We start from the raw sequence: 15,623 nt of genomic DNA, 5'->3' as shown, positions 1-15,623 counted from the left end.
AACGAATGTGTTTAATGCGTATAAATGTATAAAGTCATAGAAGTATAAATATAAAGGTATAAAAGCAAGTTGGCATCAGTCTAATATGATTGATGTCAACTTGTGTTTTTGTGTTATTAATTTTTTAGCGTTTGCTCGGTGTGTTAGAGTTAGGAATGTTATGTCTCAGCAAGAAAAATATGTTGCAGATAATCATTTAGTTGATTCTGCCGAACCGTGTAAAGAGCCTATGAAAAAAAGTGATGAATCAGTAAAAGAAGTGCCATTGCTTGAATTAAGCAATGTATCTTTTCGTTACGATACTCATAGTGATGAAAGTGTTGCAAATAAAGATAAAAAAGACAATGAAGATAATTGCAACTATGCTCTTCATAAAGTAAACCTTAGTATTCATCAAGGTGAATTCGTTGGAATTATTGGACCTTCTGGGTCTGGTAAAACAACTCTTGCTTCACTTTTTTCTGGAGCAATTCCTCACCATTATTCGGGAAAGTTTTTCGGAACTGTCAGAATTGCTGGTCATGACACTACTACTCTTGAGCTCACTAATATTGCTTGTTTAATTGGCTCTGTTATTCAAGATATTGATGCGCAAATGGTTGCTGCAAACGTTGAAGATGAGTTGCTTTTTGGTTTAGAAAACTTCGGAGTTTCGCACGATGAAATTCCTGAGCGTATAGCAAATGCACTAGAAACTGTTGGTATTAGCAATTTGCGGAATCGTGATTTAGACACGCTATCTGGAGGTCAAAAGCAGAAGGTCGCAATAGCTGCTATTTTGGCTTTAAGGCCTAAAGTGATGGTTTTAGATGAGCCTACTTGTGCGCTGGATCCAGTTTCTTCACGTATGATTTTCGACGTTTTAAGTGATTTGAATAAAAACTTTGGTATTACTATTGTAGTGATTGAGCAAAAAGTAGCTTTATTAAGTGAATATTGCAAGCGTCTTATAGTGCTTTCTAAAGGTGAGCTTGTTCTCGATGCTCCTGTTTGCGAAGCTCTTAAAGATATAGAGTTACTTCGTAAAGTAGGTATTAATTATCCACGTACTACGCGATTGCTTAAACAATTACAAGATGAACAAATTTGTGATCCAGCACCTCTTAGTGTTGGCGTTGAAGAAACTGTAAATACTATTGTTAAAACTTTGCATTCTGATTATTCTAAACTTTCTAATAGCGATTACGCGCATGATGCAGAAGCTGATTTAGAACTTAATAAAGAAGATTCTAAAAGAGCTAACAATGCAGTTAATAATACTGATAAGCCATGCCTTTCAATAGATCATGTGAGTTTTGCTTATGCAAATGATGTCAAGGCTCTAAAAGATATTTCATTTGATGCTTATGCTGGTGAATTGATCGCACTAATTGGTAAAAACGGTGCCGGAAAAACTACTATTACAAAAATTATTAACGGTTTACTAAGACCTACTGAAGGTAGTGTAACAATTGATGGTATCGACACCAAGCCATTGCGAATTAGTCAAATAGCAAAATATGTTGCGACATTATTCCAAAATCCTGATCATCAATTATGTAAAGAGACTGTTCTTGAAGAAGTAGAGTTGAGCTGTATTTTAATTGGTGAAGATTCTAGTCAGGCGAAAACGCATGCAATGGAAATTATTGAGAAACTTGACTTAAATCCTACTGACAGCCCATTCATGCTTTCTAGAGGGCAGAGACAAATGGTGGCATTGGCTGCAACTGTCGTAACGCGTCCTAAAATACTTGTTCTCGATGAACCAACTTGTGGGCTTGATTACCATGAATGCGTGAGAATTATGCAAGTGGTTGAGGAGTTGCGAGCTCACGGTTGTTGCGTGATTATGGTTTGTCATGATATGGAAGTTGTGCTTGATTATGCAACTAGACTTATAACGATTAATGATGGAAAGCTTATTATTGATGGTTCAGCGCATGATGTTTTTGAAAAACCAGACGTCTGTTCAGCTGCTTCTTTATATCCACCATTATTGTGTGCTGTTTGCCAAGGTTTGGTTTCTAACGGTTTTAAGCAATGCTATGGATTGTATACGCGAAAAGAATTAGTTGAAGCGTTGCGTTTTGGTAAAATCGCAAAACTTAGTCAGAATAAGCAGCATAATCAGCAGAATAGTTAGAAGTAAAATAAAGGCATCTGATATTTATGAAAACGAGACTATTAACATATCAATCAGGCAACACATTCCTTCACCGCACAAACCCTATTGCGAAGCTAATTCTTGCTGCGAGTATTGTAATAAGCGTATTTATTGCTAAACAGTATTCTGTACTTATTGCGCTAGCTGTTATTATTTTTGTTGGCATGGCTTTTACTCATGTTGTTAAAACATTATTTGGCCTTATTAAAGCTATGCTAATAATTTCTTGCGTAATGTTTTTGCTACAAACTGTTATTGCTCAAAGTGGGAACTATATTTTTCTATGGTTTACGTTAAGAGGTATTGATATTGGAGCGAAAGCTTCTTTGCGTTTGTTCTGTTTTGCTTTTCCTCTTGTTACAGTGCTAACAGTAACTAAATTAAACGATCTTGCAAATGCTGTAGTCCAATATTTGCATATTCCATATTGTTATGCTTTTACTATAACTACTGCGGTTCGTTTTGTGCCTATTTTTGCGCAAGAAATGTCTCAAATCACAGAAGCTCAAATGGCTCGCGGAGTTGAATACGATAGTAAAAATCCATTTAAAAAATTAAAACTTATGATGCCTCTTATTGTGCCTCTTTTGGTTTCTTCAGTGCGTAAAGCAGATAGTTCTGCGCTAGCAGCGGAAGAGCGCGGCTTTTATTTGCGTACACGCAAGTCTTCGTATTACAAATACCCATTCGGATGGCGTGGATTCTTGTCTTTAGTTATTTCTGCACTTATTATTGCTTTACCAATATGCACTTCAGTCTTTTTGCCAAATTTAGTGTAAAATATTTGTGTAAATCATAAATAAATAAATCATAAATAATTTATGAGGCTTTTGATGAAAAGTGTAAAAATTTGGCTTAAGGGTGCAAGAATTTACACGCTTCCAATAGGCTTAGTTCCTGTTGTTATGGCGTTTGCGGTTTCATTTAGAATGATGCGATTTTCGTATTTTGAAGAACCAATTATGCATCTAGAGCAATGTTTTATACAATTTTTCTTGTGCTGCATGGTTGCTGCGTTTATGCAAATCGCCGTCAATTATGCCAATGATTATTGTGACGGATTGAATGGCTTGGATGAGAATCGTAGTTTGCGTGCTTTAAGTAGCAATAATTCAAAGCCTTTATGCGATGTATCTTGGCGCCTTGCAAATGCTGGAATTTCCCCGAAATCTGTGCTTAAAGCTGTAATAATTTCTGCTTTTATTTCTTGTATTTTTGGTTTGATTATTGTTTTGCGAACTGGAATATATTGGTTTATTTTACTTGGAATTGCGTGCTTTGCTGCAGCCTGGTTTTATGCCGGGGGTAAACATCCTTACGGTTATAAAGGTTGGGGAGAAGTAAGTGCGTTTGTATTTTTCGGTCCTGTTCCTTTTATTGGTTCGTTATGCGCAATTACATATGGAATTGGTATTCCAGAAACTAGTATATTTATTAATGGCGGGCAAAGGATTTTGGCTTGTTTGCTAATATCTTGCATTCCTGGTGCTTATTCGGCTTGCTTAATGATGGTAAACAATCTTCGAGATATTAAAAGCGATAAAGAGCATGGAAAAATAACTGCTATGGTTAGAATTGGTGAGCGCAATGGTAGGCGTTTATGCGCTGCTATGAGCATTGTTTCTGCTGTTCTATTGATCGCATATTCTATTTTGATTATTGTGTTACCTTCTGCAGTGCCATCAATATGGCGCTTTTATAGTGTTGAAGTTTTCCTCAGTTTTAGTGCGATTGTATGCAATACTTCATGGCATTTATTTTTTGCTGCTTTTCAGTGGCTCTTATTGTTAGTCATTGCAATTAAAGCTTATAAGTTTACTAAATGTGTGCTTATAGGTGATTACAAGAACGCTTTTCCTATGTGCGTTGCTCAGGCAATACTTGGTGCGCTGGCTGTATTATTATCTGCGATTATATAAAATAAGCAAAATAGTGCTAATTGTATGTGCTTGTTCGCGCGTCTTGCAATTCTTATGATATTATTAATTGACACGAACATGGTGCGCGTGCGGTATTTTAATGACTTGCAAATTGTGTTATGATGCGCAATTTCCACTAGTGTTTGTGAGTGTGCCGTTGCGTGAGCGCCATGTTAAAGATGCATGGCGATGTTGCCCTGTGAATGTGTGGCAATGAAGTGAGGTTTTGAATATGCCAGGTATGGATGAAAATGAAGGGACAGAGCCAGCGATGCCTGAGGTACTTACTGATGATGAGCTGCGCAAAGCTGCAGATGATGAAGCTGCTCAGCGAGAATCTAAAGAAAAGAAAAACAATCATATTCGTACTGTGGTAGTTGCAGAAGATGAATCAGTTAATCGTATGGATTTAGTGGCAATGCTTGAAGATAACGGATATCAAGTTGTAGGTCAGGCTGCTAACGGTCAAGAAGCTATTGAGTTGACGCGTGAAAATCATCCAGATGTTGTATGCATGGATGTTAAGATGCCTGTTATGGATGGCATTACCGCCGCTGCAACAATCTGTGATGAGAATATTGCTCCTGTAGTAATGCTCACTGCTTTTTCACAGTCAGATTTAGTAAAACAAGCAACTGGTGCTGGAGCGATGGCGTACGTTACTAAACCGTATGAAGAATCTAAACTTCTTCCTGCTTTGGAAGTTGCTATGGGTCGCTTTAGTGAAATCAACGATTTATTAGATAGTGTTGAACGTGCAGAAAACAAGTTACACGATGCTGAAGATCAGTTGAAGAAAACAGAAGAAAAGTTGAAGAAAGCTGAAGATACTTTAGAAGAACGTAAGCTTGTAGATCGTGCTAAAGGTCTTCTTATGGATAAGGCTGGATTCTCTGAACAGGGTGCTTTCCGCTGGATTCAAAAAACTTCTATGGATCAGCGTATCCCTAAGAAGCGTCTTGCAATGGCTATTATTGCAAAGTATAGCGATGATAAAGCAGAATCTTCATCTGAAAATTAGTAGGGTTATATTTATTCATTTTTATATAACTGCATAGTTATTTATTAGTAATTACGGAACGTGGGTGAGTAGTCAACAGTGAATACCGACATCGTTGAAGAACATTCTTCGGAACTTAAGAATGAGAAAGGAACGTTGTTGGTTGTCGATGGCCATTCTCTTGCGTTCCGTGCTTTTTTTGCAATATCTGCAGATAATTTTTCTACTCGCTCTGGGCAAGCAACAAATTCCATTTGGGGATTTATTACTATGCTTTCGCAGGTTGTAAAAAAAGAGAAGCCTGACCGCTTAGCTATTGCTTTTGACGTTAAAGGTGGAACTTTTAGAAATACTATGCTTCCTCAATATAAAGGTACTCGTGATGCTGCTCCGCAGGAGCTTCTTTCGCAGCTTCCTATTATTCAACAGATGCTTAAAGCTCTTGGTATCACTTATATTGAGAAACCAGGTTATGAAGGTGATGATGTTATCGGCACCCTTGCAACAATGGGAGCGAATGCCGGTTATAGAACTTTGGTACTTTCTGGCGATCGTGATGCATTCCAACTTATAGATGACAATATTACTGTTTTGTATCCAGGACAGCATTTTAAAGATTTAAAAGAAATGGATAAGGATGCTGTTTTTGAAAAATATCATGTTACGCCTAAGCAATATCCTGATCTAGCAGCGTTAAGAGGAGAAACTGCAGATAATATCCCAGGAGTTCCAGGTGTTGGAGATGGGTACGCTGCTAAATGGATTAATCAATTCGGCAGCCTAGAAAATATTATTGAACATTCGAATGAGATTAGCGGTAAAAAGGGAGAAGCTTTAAGAGAAAATGTTGATCAAGTTCGTTTAAACCGTAAAGTTAATGCTTTAGTTTGCGATTTGGATTTAGGCGTAACTGTAGATGATTTGTGCTTTGGTGATGTTGATGCTGCAAAATTAGGAATCTTGCTGTCTCAACTTGAATTTGGCGAATTAAAAAAGAGAAAGATTCTCAAAACTTTTAGCAACGGTACGCAACAATCTATTGAAAATAATATGCGTATAATGTTTTCGTCTACGTATGAAGGTAATGCTAATAACGATGAGCTAGTTCAAGGTGATCAATCAAATATTGACGCAGAAAATTTTCAAGAAATGCTAGCAAGCATTGACTTGCATCATGTTAAAACTGTAGAAGACTTTATTAATTGGGAGAATTCCGTTTCTTCTTTACTTTATACAGAAATAAAGAAAGATTCAAAAAATACTGAAGATACTTTCGACCAACTAAGTTCCGAAGAAGAGAATTTTGAAGAATTAAGTTCCGAAAAAATTATAAATAATTCTCGTAAATGTGCCGAACCTATACTGAAAAATCAAGAAGTTGTAATATACGCTCATGAGTGCAAGAAGAATTCAAAACATCATTTTGAGTTGACTGCAGATTCTTTAATAATTCTTGTTGCTCATAAAGCTGTGTTATTGTACGCGTCTGATTTGCAATCGGCAGATCGAGCTTTGCTCGAGATGTTGCGAAAGTTCTTGCAAAAAAATTCTTCAATAACAGTATTGCATGATTATAAAAAGCATTTGGGATTGCTAAAATCGCTAAAATTATTCGATTCGAATAATTCATTTGGCACTCCACTTCTTGATACTCGATTGGCATCATATTTATTGGAGCCTGATTTTCGAGCTGAAACTTTAGAAAATATGGCTGAACATTATTTAGATATTCAGTCAGATGAAGATAATTTGGGTGAAAATGAAGCTAAGCAGGGTGAGCTCGATCTTCTTATTGACGATGAAACGCCAGCCAGTGAAGAAGAAAATAATGAAAAGCAAACTCAAGCGCGTGAAGCTAAATTCTTAAGAACTGCGCTTCTTATTCGTCTTTTGGCTCTTCATTTTGCTTCAACACTTGATGATAGAAAACAAACTGGTTTGATGACTGATTTGGAAATGCCTATTTCGCGAGTTTTGCGTGGCATGGAAGACCTCGGTGCTGCAGTTGATATGCAACGTTTAAGTGGTATGCTTAAGCAATTTTCTGCAGATGCTGAGTTCGCGCAAAATATGGCTTGGAAAGTTGCAGGTAGTTCTGTTAATTTACAAAGTCCTAAGCAGTTGCAGCAAATACTTTTTGAGCATTTTGGTCTTAAACCTACTCGTCGCACAAAGAATGGCTCGTACACGACTAATGCCGAAGCTTTGCAAGCTATGTACGTTAAACTCGATCCCGAAGAGCCTGCAAGTCAATTCTTGGGCGCCTTACTTAAACATCGCGAAACTAATAAATTGAAGCAGATTGTGCAAAGTTTAATTGATGCGGCTCATTATGATGATAGGCGCATCCATACAACTTTTGAGCAGACTATTGCGGCAACTGGTCGTTTAAGTTCTGCTGATCCTAATCTCCAGAATATTCCTAATAGGAATGCTGCTGGTCGTGAAATTCGTGCTGCTTTTATTCCAGGAGAAGAATTTGAATATTTAATGAGTTGTGATTATTCACAAGTTGAGCTTCGTATTATGGCTCATGCATCTCATGATAAAACTCTTATTGAAGCATTCCGTTCCGGCGCAGATTTTCATAAATATGTTGCGAGCTTAGTTTATAAGATTCCTGTTGAACAAGTAACGCCGGATCAACGTTCTCATGTAAAAGCTATGAGCTATGGATTAGCATATGGATTGAGTACTTATGGACTAGCCAAACAGCTTTCTATTAGTCCGGCTGAAGCTGAAATGTTGAAGAATAAGTATTTTGATACTTTTGGCAATGTTCATGACTATCTGGAATCTCTTGTGTCAAAGGCAAAAGAACTTGGATATACAGAAACTATGTTTGGTCGACGTAGGTACTTCCCGCAGCTTTCTTCCAATAATCGTGCATCTCGTGAAGCTGCTGAGCGCGGAGCTCTTAACGCTCCAATACAAGGTACTGCCGCAGATATTATGAAACTTGCTATGCTTCGTGTTGATTTGGGATTGCGTGAAGCAAAAGTTCGTAGCCGAGTAATATTGCAAATACATGATGAATTGATTTTAGAAATTTCACATGGTGAGCAAGAGCAGGTAGAAAATATTGTGCGTAAAGCTATGGAAAATGCTGTGCATTTAGATGTTCCTCTTAATGTTTCTACTGGAGTTGGTGTAGATTGGCAACTAGCAGCGCATTAACACTACTTAAAGGTAGAAGAAATGATTAGATTAAGCAAAGTAATTGAAGCTATAGAAACATTGTACCCATTAAGCTTTGCTGAAGAGTGGGATGAGCCTGGTCTTATTGTTGGAGACTTGAATTCCCAAATTCAGCGAATCGTATGTGTCAGTGATCCTACGATTAGCGCAGTTGATCGAGCGTTATCAATGGGTGCCAACCTATTAGTGACTCATCATCCGCTATTTTTCAAAGCTGTGCATGGAGTTTCAAACGAAACTGTTCGTGGTGAAATTGTACAGCGTTTAATTAGTAATAATTGTGCGCTATGGGTTGGTCACACTAATGCGGATGTCGCGTGGCGTGGAGTTGCTCATGCTGCGGCAGAGTATTTTGGTCTTCATAATTTGCGTCCAATTGTTGTTTCTAAACAGATCGATTCTGCTGGACGTAACATTGGCTTAGGCAGAATTGGTGTTTTGGATGTGCCAATATCATTGCGTGATTTTGCGCAAAATGTTTTTAACGTTCTTCCTCATACAAAAGTTGGTGTTCAAGTTGCTGGAAATCTTGATGCGAAAGTTAGTACAGTAGCTGTTTTGCCTGGTTCTGGGGAAAGCTTGTTAGATGAAGTTCGCAAGGAAAAAGTTGACGTATATGTTACAAGCGATTTGCGTCATCATCCTGCACTTGACGCAATTGAGCGAGCTAAATATGAATCGAAACTGCGTCTTTCTTCTGGTGAAGATTACATTCAACACACATATCCTATGATTATTAACACTTCTCATAGTGCTATTGAGTCATTGTGGTTTACTTATGCGATTAATGATATTGCTGACTGCATAGAAGAAATGTATGGAGAGCGTCCAGAAGTTGCTTGGTTAGGTGAAGCTTGCGATCCATGGAATTACGTTATTAATTGAGGCTTTCATTTAAAATTCAAGCTTTTTTAAATAACGTCAACATGACGTGAAAACTACTCGAATATATGAGATACTTATATTATGCATATACGACCAGGTTCCATGTATCCGCTTGGCGCAAACTATGATGGCGCTGGCGTGAATTTTGCGCTGTTTTCCGAAGTTGCAAAGCGCGTTGAATTATGTTTATTTGATGAGCATGATAATGAAACACGTATTGATATGACTGAGCAGAACTCATACGTGTGGCATAACTATGTTTCAGGCATACAGCCTGGTCAGCGTTATGGTTATCGTGTTCACGGACCCTATGATCCTTCTCATGGTTTATGGTGCAATCCTCATAAGTTGTTGCTTGACCCATATGCCAAGGCGATTGAAGGAAATATAGACGGTGATGAGAGTCTTTTCTCGTATTGGTTTGATAATCCAGATGATATTTCAGCAATGAATACTTTGGATTCTGCGGATCATACGATGAAGGCTGCAGTTATTAACCCGTATTTTGATTGGGGTAATGATCAGCACCCTATGATTCCGTATCATGATTCTGTTATTTACGAAGCTCATGTTCGTGGAATGACTAATCTTGATAAACGTGTTCCTCCAGATATTAGAGGCACTTATGCTGGACTTGCACATCCAAGCGTTATTTCTTATTTAAGGAAGCTTGGTGTTACTGCAATAGAATTGATGCCTATCCATCAGTTTGTAAACGATTCTTTCTTGCAAAATAAAGGATTAAGTAACTACTGGGGATACAACACTATTGGTTTCTTCGCTCCTCAAAATTCTTATTCCAGCTCTGGTCAGCGCGGAGAGCAAGTTAACGAATTTAAGTCAATGGTTAAGGCGTATCATGCTGCAGGCATGGAAGTGATTCTAGACGTTGTCTACAATCACACTGCTGAGGGCAATGACCGTGGTCCTACTTTGAGTTTCCGTGGTATTGATAATCGTGCATATTATCGTCTTGTAGATAATGATCAGCGTCATTATTTTGACACTACTGGTACTGGTAATTCCTTACTTATGCGTTCTCCAAAAGCGTTGCGGTTAATCACAGATAGTTTGCGTTATTGGGTAACTGAAATGCATGTCGATGGCTTCCGTTTCGATTTAGCAGCAACTCTTGCTCGTCAGTTCCAAGAAGTAGATAAACTTTCTGCATTCTTTGACATTATTGAGCAGGATCCCATTATTTCAAGTGTGAAGCTTATTGCTGAACCTTGGGATATTGGTGTTGGTGGATATCAGGTTGGTGGATTCCCTCCAAGTTGGTCTGAGTGGAATGGAAGATATCGCGATTGTGTTCGCGACTTTTGGCGCTCACAACCATCTACATTACCTGAATTTGCTAGCAGGCTTATGGGTAGCTCAGATTTGTATGAGCAAAATGGACGAAAGCCTGTAGCTTCCGTGAACTTTATTACAGCTCACGATGGCTTCACTATGAACGATTTAGTTAGCTATAACGAAAAGCATAATGAAGCTAATAAAGAAGGCAATTGCGATGGTGCGAACGACAATCGTTCGTGGAATTGCGGTGTTGAAGGACCTACTAATATTCACGATGTTAACGAATTGCGTGAACGTCAAATACGTAATTTGTTCTCAACTCTTTTGATGAGCCAGGGCATTCCTATGATATGCGCTGGTGATGAAGTCATGCGCACGCAGAATGGTAATAACAATGCTTATTGCCAAGATAATGCTATTTCGTGGATAAGCTGGGATTATAACGAAACTCAGCGAGATATGTTCGATTTCGTTTCTAAGCTTATTCACCTGCGTTTGAAGCACCCTGTGTTGCATCGTCGTCGTTTCTTTACGGGTCGTTCTGCTGGAGATGATGTAAGCGATATTCCACAAGTTGAATGGCTTGACCATAACGGTACTGTTATGGATATGGAGGACTGGTCAAATACTCATGCTTTATCTGTGATGATTTATTTGAATGGTTCGGATATTCCAGAAACTGACTGGTATGGAACGAGAATGGTTGATAATGACTTTATTCTTATTTTTAATGCGCATTATGAACCTATTACTTTTACTTTGCCAGATAAACGTTATGGTGAGAAGTGGAAGTTGATTGTGGACACATATAATCCAAAGGGTCCGGAATTGTTATATGAAGCAGGATTTAATATTGTCGCACAATCTCGTAGTTTCTTGCTTCTTATGAGCGAGCATAAGCCAGAATGTTGAGTATTATGCTTTATTCGTAAAGAAGTTCGTGACTTGTAAAAACTAAAAGCAGCGCAGAAATTTAAGTTTCTACGCTGCTTTTGTTAGTTTAATTTATCTTTTGTTCTTATTCTATTTGTGCTTTTGAGCTTCTATTTAATATTAAAGCTTGATTTATTTTTGATTGAAGACGATCGCTTTGCATAGCCGCAACTTGTCGTGAAAATACAATAATCCATCCAAGAAATAGCAGACATGATAATGCTTCAACATTTGTAAGAGTATTATTTCCATGTACCCACTGATTTCCTGCCCACGCAGTAAGAATAACCGCTAAATCGGAAGCAATATAGAATGTGCGAGAAAGCCTAGGAGCAAGCCATGGAAGGCAAACAAGCATTGTGCAAATTAATCCTGTCACTCCTCGAGCACATAAATCATGTAAGAAAGGATGTGGCGTGTATCTAAAAGTTCCTATTCCAATAAACGATATTCCTCCAAGAATCAGCAAAGCTGCCATAACAGTTGTGCGCATCTTGAAGTGTTTAATCAGTTTTTGGTTATTGTGTTGTAGCATTTCATGCTGTGTTGCAACGAATTCAGTAATAGCAAAGTAGCTCGTTATGATAATGCAAATTCCTGACAAAACAAGTGTTGCATTAAACATACTGGCTGCAAATGTTGTGCGGTCTCCAAGTTGAGAGAAATTATTGTTATACCAGTACGGATCATCTGTCGTAAGACCTGCAGTTGCAGCTCCAGAAATAACGAATAATGGCAGGAGGGAAGCCACAGTTTTAGCTTCAAGAAGTTCAGCTTGAATAAGAGTTGCGTATCCAACTATTCCAGATAAAGCTGAGCATAATACTGGTAAATAGCTGTTCATTGCCGCTCTGCCAATAATGCTATTAATAATAGATAGCAAAGCAAAAGACATAAGAAACATCGTTGCGCCGTAAATCGTAGAAAGCGCTGTTATTTCAAACGCGTGCTTAGCTACTCGAATTAAGTGATGGCTGATAACTTTTTTATTTGTACGCAAGTATCCAACAATAAAAGCGCCTACGCTGCACAAAGACACAATAGTTGAAGCTGTAAGGAATAATCGCTGGCTAATTTGCCAAAATGCTGGCATTGTTGCCATATACATTCTCATAATAATCATTCCACAAGCTGCACAAACTATGAATGATATTAACCCCATTGCCTCTGTTCGCTGGAAGCGTCCCATACTTAGCCCCTTTTTCTTTAAACTAATTCTATTGTATCGTTTGGTGGCTAGTAATGAGTTTTGTTAGTCGAATTTTGTAATGAAGAAAAAATTTTCATAATACGTGTGTCGTAATTTGCATTTGTCTGCAAAGTGCGCTATTGTAATTGATTGTGCTTGGAACTGGTAATCAGTTCAAAAGCCTCGGGGTGTAGCGCAGTTTGGTAGCGCGCCTGCTTTGGGAGCAGGATGTCGCAGGTTCGAATCCTGTCACCCCGACTTTTTATATCTAATGAAATATGCGTATTTTTGCTTTTTATTCTTATTTAACAGTACATGTCAATCGATAGTATTCATAGTATGAGTGGTATTAACGATATTGCAGATTGCACTACTTTTTGGAAAGCGCCGTATGCTAATCATCAATTAAAAGCTTATATTGAGGTTCCTGGAAGTAAATCTTTGTCGAATCGTTATTTAATTTTGGCAGCTTTGGGCACAAAACCAGTAGTTTTACAAGGATTATTGCGCTCGCGCGACACGGAGCTTATGATTAGCGCTTTATCTACATTTGGCGTTAGATGTGAGTCATTAAATGAAGATGGAACTAAGCTTCGTGTAATTCCTCCAGAAGACGGAGTTTTTAGGATTCCAGATAATGCTGAAGTGTATTGTGGTTTAGCTGGAACTGTAATGCGTTTCGTTGCAGCTTTAACTTTATTTGCAAATAAAGCTGTGCGATTTGATGGCGATAAGCAAGCTTATGCGCGTCCTATGAAGCCAGTTCTTGACGGTTTAGAGCAGCTTGGTGCTCGCGTAAAATATCACGAAGAAGAGGGTTTCTTACCTTTTACTATTACGCCGCCTGCGATTGAATCTAGAATAAATGATTTTTCTGAAAAAATTGTGCAAATTGATTCTTCTTCATCATCACAATTTATTTCTGCGCTGCTTCTGATTGGTTCACGTATTCCTGGTGGATTAGAGCTTAAACATATTGGTGATACATTACCAAGTATGCCGCATATTCGCATGACTATGGACGATATTTGCAAAGCGGGTGGGGTTGTAAATATGACTAGCAACGCAATGTGGCATGTTAAAGAGAGCAAAATAGCTTTATCTGATACTGTTACTATAGAGCCTGATCTTTCTAATGCTGCGCCATTTTTAGGAGCATCATTGATTGCTGGAGGAAGTGTCAGTATACCTAATTGGCCGTTTTCTTCAACTCAACCTGGAGGATTGCTTCCTGGAATATTAGAGAAAATGTGCGTAAAAGTTAGTTTTGAAAAAACAAGCGATGACGCTGGAATAATGCATGTGGAAAGCGATGGTTCGATTAAAGCAATTCCGTATCTTGATTTGAGTGCAGCAGGGGAGATTGCTCCTAGTATTGCAGCTATTCTTGCTTTTGCGGACGGTCCAAGTGAACTTCATGGTATCGCGCATTTGAGAGGGCATGAAACGAATCGTTTGCAAGCTTTAGTTAATGAATTGAATCGAGTTGGGATTGGTGCTAAAGAGCTCGAAGATGGCATTCGTATTGAGCCAAGTAATCATATGCATGGGGAAGTAATGGAAACTTATGCGGATCACAGAATGGCAACTTTTGCTGCAATGCTTGGATTACGCATAGAAAATATAAGAATCAAAAATATTTCTACTACTCGCAAAACGATTCCTGATTTTCCAGGAATGTGGCATAGAATGCTTGAATAATAAATAATCCCGAGCCTTTTTGACCCGGGATTATTCATATTTATTTATTTTGTTCTACGCCGTTAAGCGCAAACAATTTAGTGCTCAAACTTGTTGCCGTAGCTATCTTCACCAGCTTCAGCAATGGTTGCAGCCTTGCGCGCAATAGCCAACTCTTCGTTCGTTGGAATCACAGCAATAATCACAGAGCTGTCTGGAGTGGAAATAACGCGTGGCTCCTTAGAACGAACCAAATTCTTTTCCTTATCAAGCTTAACGCCGAATGGCTCAAGCTTTTCGCATACGCGAGCGCGCACAATTTCGTCGTTTTCGCCGACACCAGCTGTGAAGGTAATGACATCAACGCCGCCCATTTGAGCAGTATAGTTGCCAATATAACCAACAATGCGGTGCACGTATACGCCGAGAGCGAGCTTAGCGTTTTCATCGCCTTCTGCGATGAGCTTGTGAATATCACGCAAATCGCCATGACCAGTCATACCCATCATGCCTGAACGCTTGTTGAAGAGAGTGTCAAGTTCGTCCACGTTCATGTGAGCGTTGCGAATAAGGTGGAATACTACAGCTGGGTCAATATCGCCAGTGCGACCGCCCATCATCAAGCCTTCGAGTGGGGTTAAGCCCATAGAAGTTTCGACTGGTTTTCCAGAAATCTGAGCAGAAGCAGAAGCACCGTTACCAATGTGCAAAACAATCTGCTTCAAACCTTCTGCAGGCTTACCGACAACGCTTGGAACAACAGAGCCAATGTATTCGTGAGAAGTGCCGTGAGCACCATAACGACGAATATGATAGCGATCTGCGATTTCCTTGTTCAAAGCATAAGTTGCTGCAACCTGTGGCAAATCATGGAAGAATGAAGAATCGAATACCATAATTTGTGGAACATCTGGCAAAAGTTCAGTCATGACTTCAGCGCCAACAGCTTCTGGACCGTTGTGAAGTGGAGCCAAAACTGCCAAATCCTTAACCTTATTGATTGTCTTTTCATTGACTAATGCAGGCTTAGGGAATGTTAAGCCACCCTGAACAACGCGGTGACCGACAGCAACAATGCCAGATTCTGAAAGCTTTGGACCATATTCTTCGAAGAATCCAAGTACGCGTTTCAAGCCCTGCTCGTGATCGTGAACTGGCTCATCGAACTCATGCTTTTCGCCATTGAATACGTGCTTGTAGTGGCCGTCAACTGGCTCGCCAATCTTCTCAACGATGCCGGAAGCGATGCCTTCACCGCTTTCCAAGTCAACGAGTTGATACTTAATCGAACTGGAACCAGAATTGATAACAAGAACGGTTTTTGCCATGTGGGCATCCTCCATAAGTATTGATAAGGCTTATAAATTGCCACGC

The 15,623-nt window shown here is 38.9% G+C and carries 10 protein-coding genes and 1 tRNA gene; 9 read left to right on the top strand and 2 right to left on the bottom strand.

Annotation, left to right across the window (positions count from 1 at the left end; genetic code table 11):
- Positions 1-160 precede the first annotated feature (160 nt).
- The 7 genes from HXT58_RS03335 (at position 161) to glgX (ending at position 11,359) form a co-directional block, all read left to right on the top strand.
- Positions 161-2,125: an ABC transporter ATP-binding protein gene (locus HXT58_RS03335; RefSeq protein WP_415705900.1), complete on the top strand. Its 1,965-nt coding sequence runs from the start codon at positions 161-163 to the stop codon at positions 2,123-2,125.
- A 26-nt stretch (positions 2,126-2,151) separates the two neighbouring features.
- Complete coding sequence (locus HXT58_RS03330; protein ID WP_116971466.1) at positions 2,152-2,925, top strand: energy-coupling factor transporter transmembrane component T family protein; 774 nt, start codon at positions 2,152-2,154, stop codon at positions 2,923-2,925.
- 54 nt (positions 2,926-2,979) lie between these two features.
- On the top strand, positions 2,980-4,065 hold the full coding sequence (gene menA, locus HXT58_RS03325) for a 1,4-dihydroxy-2-naphthoate octaprenyltransferase (protein WP_004119308.1): 1,086 nt from the start codon (positions 2,980-2,982) through the stop codon (positions 4,063-4,065).
- Between the two features lie 232 nt (positions 4,066-4,297).
- Positions 4,298-5,086 carry an ANTAR domain-containing response regulator gene (locus tag HXT58_RS03320; protein ID WP_004119309.1) on the top strand — a complete coding sequence of 263 codons (789 nt, stop codon included), beginning with the start codon at positions 4,298-4,300 and terminating at the stop codon, positions 5,084-5,086.
- Between the two features lie 78 nt (positions 5,087-5,164).
- A complete protein-coding gene (gene polA, locus HXT58_RS03315) occupies positions 5,165-8,242 on the top strand; it encodes a DNA polymerase I (RefSeq protein ID WP_415705902.1) in 3,078 nt (1,025 codons plus the stop codon).
- A gap of 21 nt (positions 8,243-8,263) precedes the next feature.
- Positions 8,264-9,148: a Nif3-like dinuclear metal center hexameric protein gene (locus HXT58_RS03310; RefSeq protein ID WP_004106979.1), complete on the top strand. Its 885-nt coding sequence runs from the start codon at positions 8,264-8,266 to the stop codon at positions 9,146-9,148.
- Positions 9,149-9,229: 81 nt separating this feature from the next.
- Positions 9,230-11,359 carry a glycogen debranching protein GlgX gene (glgX, locus tag HXT58_RS03305; RefSeq protein WP_032835386.1) on the top strand — a complete coding sequence of 710 codons (2,130 nt, stop codon included), beginning with the start codon at positions 9,230-9,232 and terminating at the stop codon, positions 11,357-11,359.
- Between the two features lie 106 nt (positions 11,360-11,465).
- On the opposite strand, the gene HXT58_RS03300 is transcribed toward glgX, so the two are convergent.
- Entirely contained in the window at positions 11,466-12,569 is a 1,104-nt protein-coding gene (locus tag HXT58_RS03300; protein WP_004119320.1) for a hypothetical protein, read from the bottom strand.
- A gap of 184 nt (positions 12,570-12,753) precedes the next feature.
- Between HXT58_RS03300 and HXT58_RS03295 the strand changes: the two genes are divergently transcribed.
- Positions 12,754-12,827 (top strand) — tRNA-Pro (locus HXT58_RS03295).
- A gap of 81 nt (positions 12,828-12,908) precedes the next feature.
- A complete protein-coding gene (gene aroA / locus HXT58_RS03290) occupies positions 12,909-14,270 on the top strand; it encodes a 3-phosphoshikimate 1-carboxyvinyltransferase (RefSeq protein ID WP_415705904.1) in 1,362 nt (453 codons plus the stop codon).
- A 77-nt stretch (positions 14,271-14,347) separates the two neighbouring features.
- Here the strand turns inward: aroA and HXT58_RS03285 are convergent, their stop codons facing one another.
- Positions 14,348-15,577, bottom strand: a complete 1,230-nt coding sequence (locus tag HXT58_RS03285; protein WP_174143377.1) for an acetate/propionate family kinase — start codon at positions 15,575-15,577, stop codon at positions 14,348-14,350.
- Positions 15,578-15,623: the final 46 nt, after the last annotated feature.

The organism is Gardnerella sp. KA01000 (genome assembly GCF_049244035.1).
In the GTDB taxonomy this organism is placed as follows: Bacteria; Actinomycetota; Actinomycetes; order Actinomycetales; family Bifidobacteriaceae; genus Bifidobacterium; species Bifidobacterium leopoldii.
This window is presented reverse-complemented; position numbering and strand designations above follow the sequence as displayed.

Excerpts from the sequence above, each read along its gene's own strand:
- HXT58_RS03335 (WP_415705900.1), top strand. The coding sequence starts at position 161 with ATGTCTCAGCAAGAAAAATATGTTGCAGATAATCATTTAGTTGATTCT.
- HXT58_RS03330 (WP_116971466.1), top strand. The coding sequence starts at position 2,152 with ATGAAAACGAGACTATTAACATATCAATCAGGCAACACATTCCTTCAC.
- menA (WP_004119308.1), top strand. The coding sequence starts at position 2,980 with ATGAAAAGTGTAAAAATTTGGCTTAAGGGTGCAAGAATTTACACGCTT.
- HXT58_RS03320 (WP_004119309.1), top strand. The coding sequence starts at position 4,298 with ATGCCAGGTATGGATGAAAATGAAGGGACAGAGCCAGCGATGCCTGAG.
- HXT58_RS03310 (WP_004106979.1), top strand. The coding sequence starts at position 8,264 with ATGATTAGATTAAGCAAAGTAATTGAAGCTATAGAAACATTGTACCCA.
- glgX (WP_032835386.1), top strand. The coding sequence starts at position 9,230 with ATGCATATACGACCAGGTTCCATGTATCCGCTTGGCGCAAACTATGAT.
- HXT58_RS03300 (WP_004119320.1), bottom strand. The coding sequence starts at position 12,569 with ATGGGACGCTTCCAGCGAACAGAGGCAATGGGGTTAATATCATTCATA.
- aroA (WP_415705904.1), top strand. The coding sequence starts at position 12,909 with ATGAGTGGTATTAACGATATTGCAGATTGCACTACTTTTTGGAAAGCG.
- HXT58_RS03285 (WP_174143377.1), bottom strand. The coding sequence starts at position 15,577 with ATGGCAAAAACCGTTCTTGTTATCAATTCTGGTTCCAGTTCGATTAAG.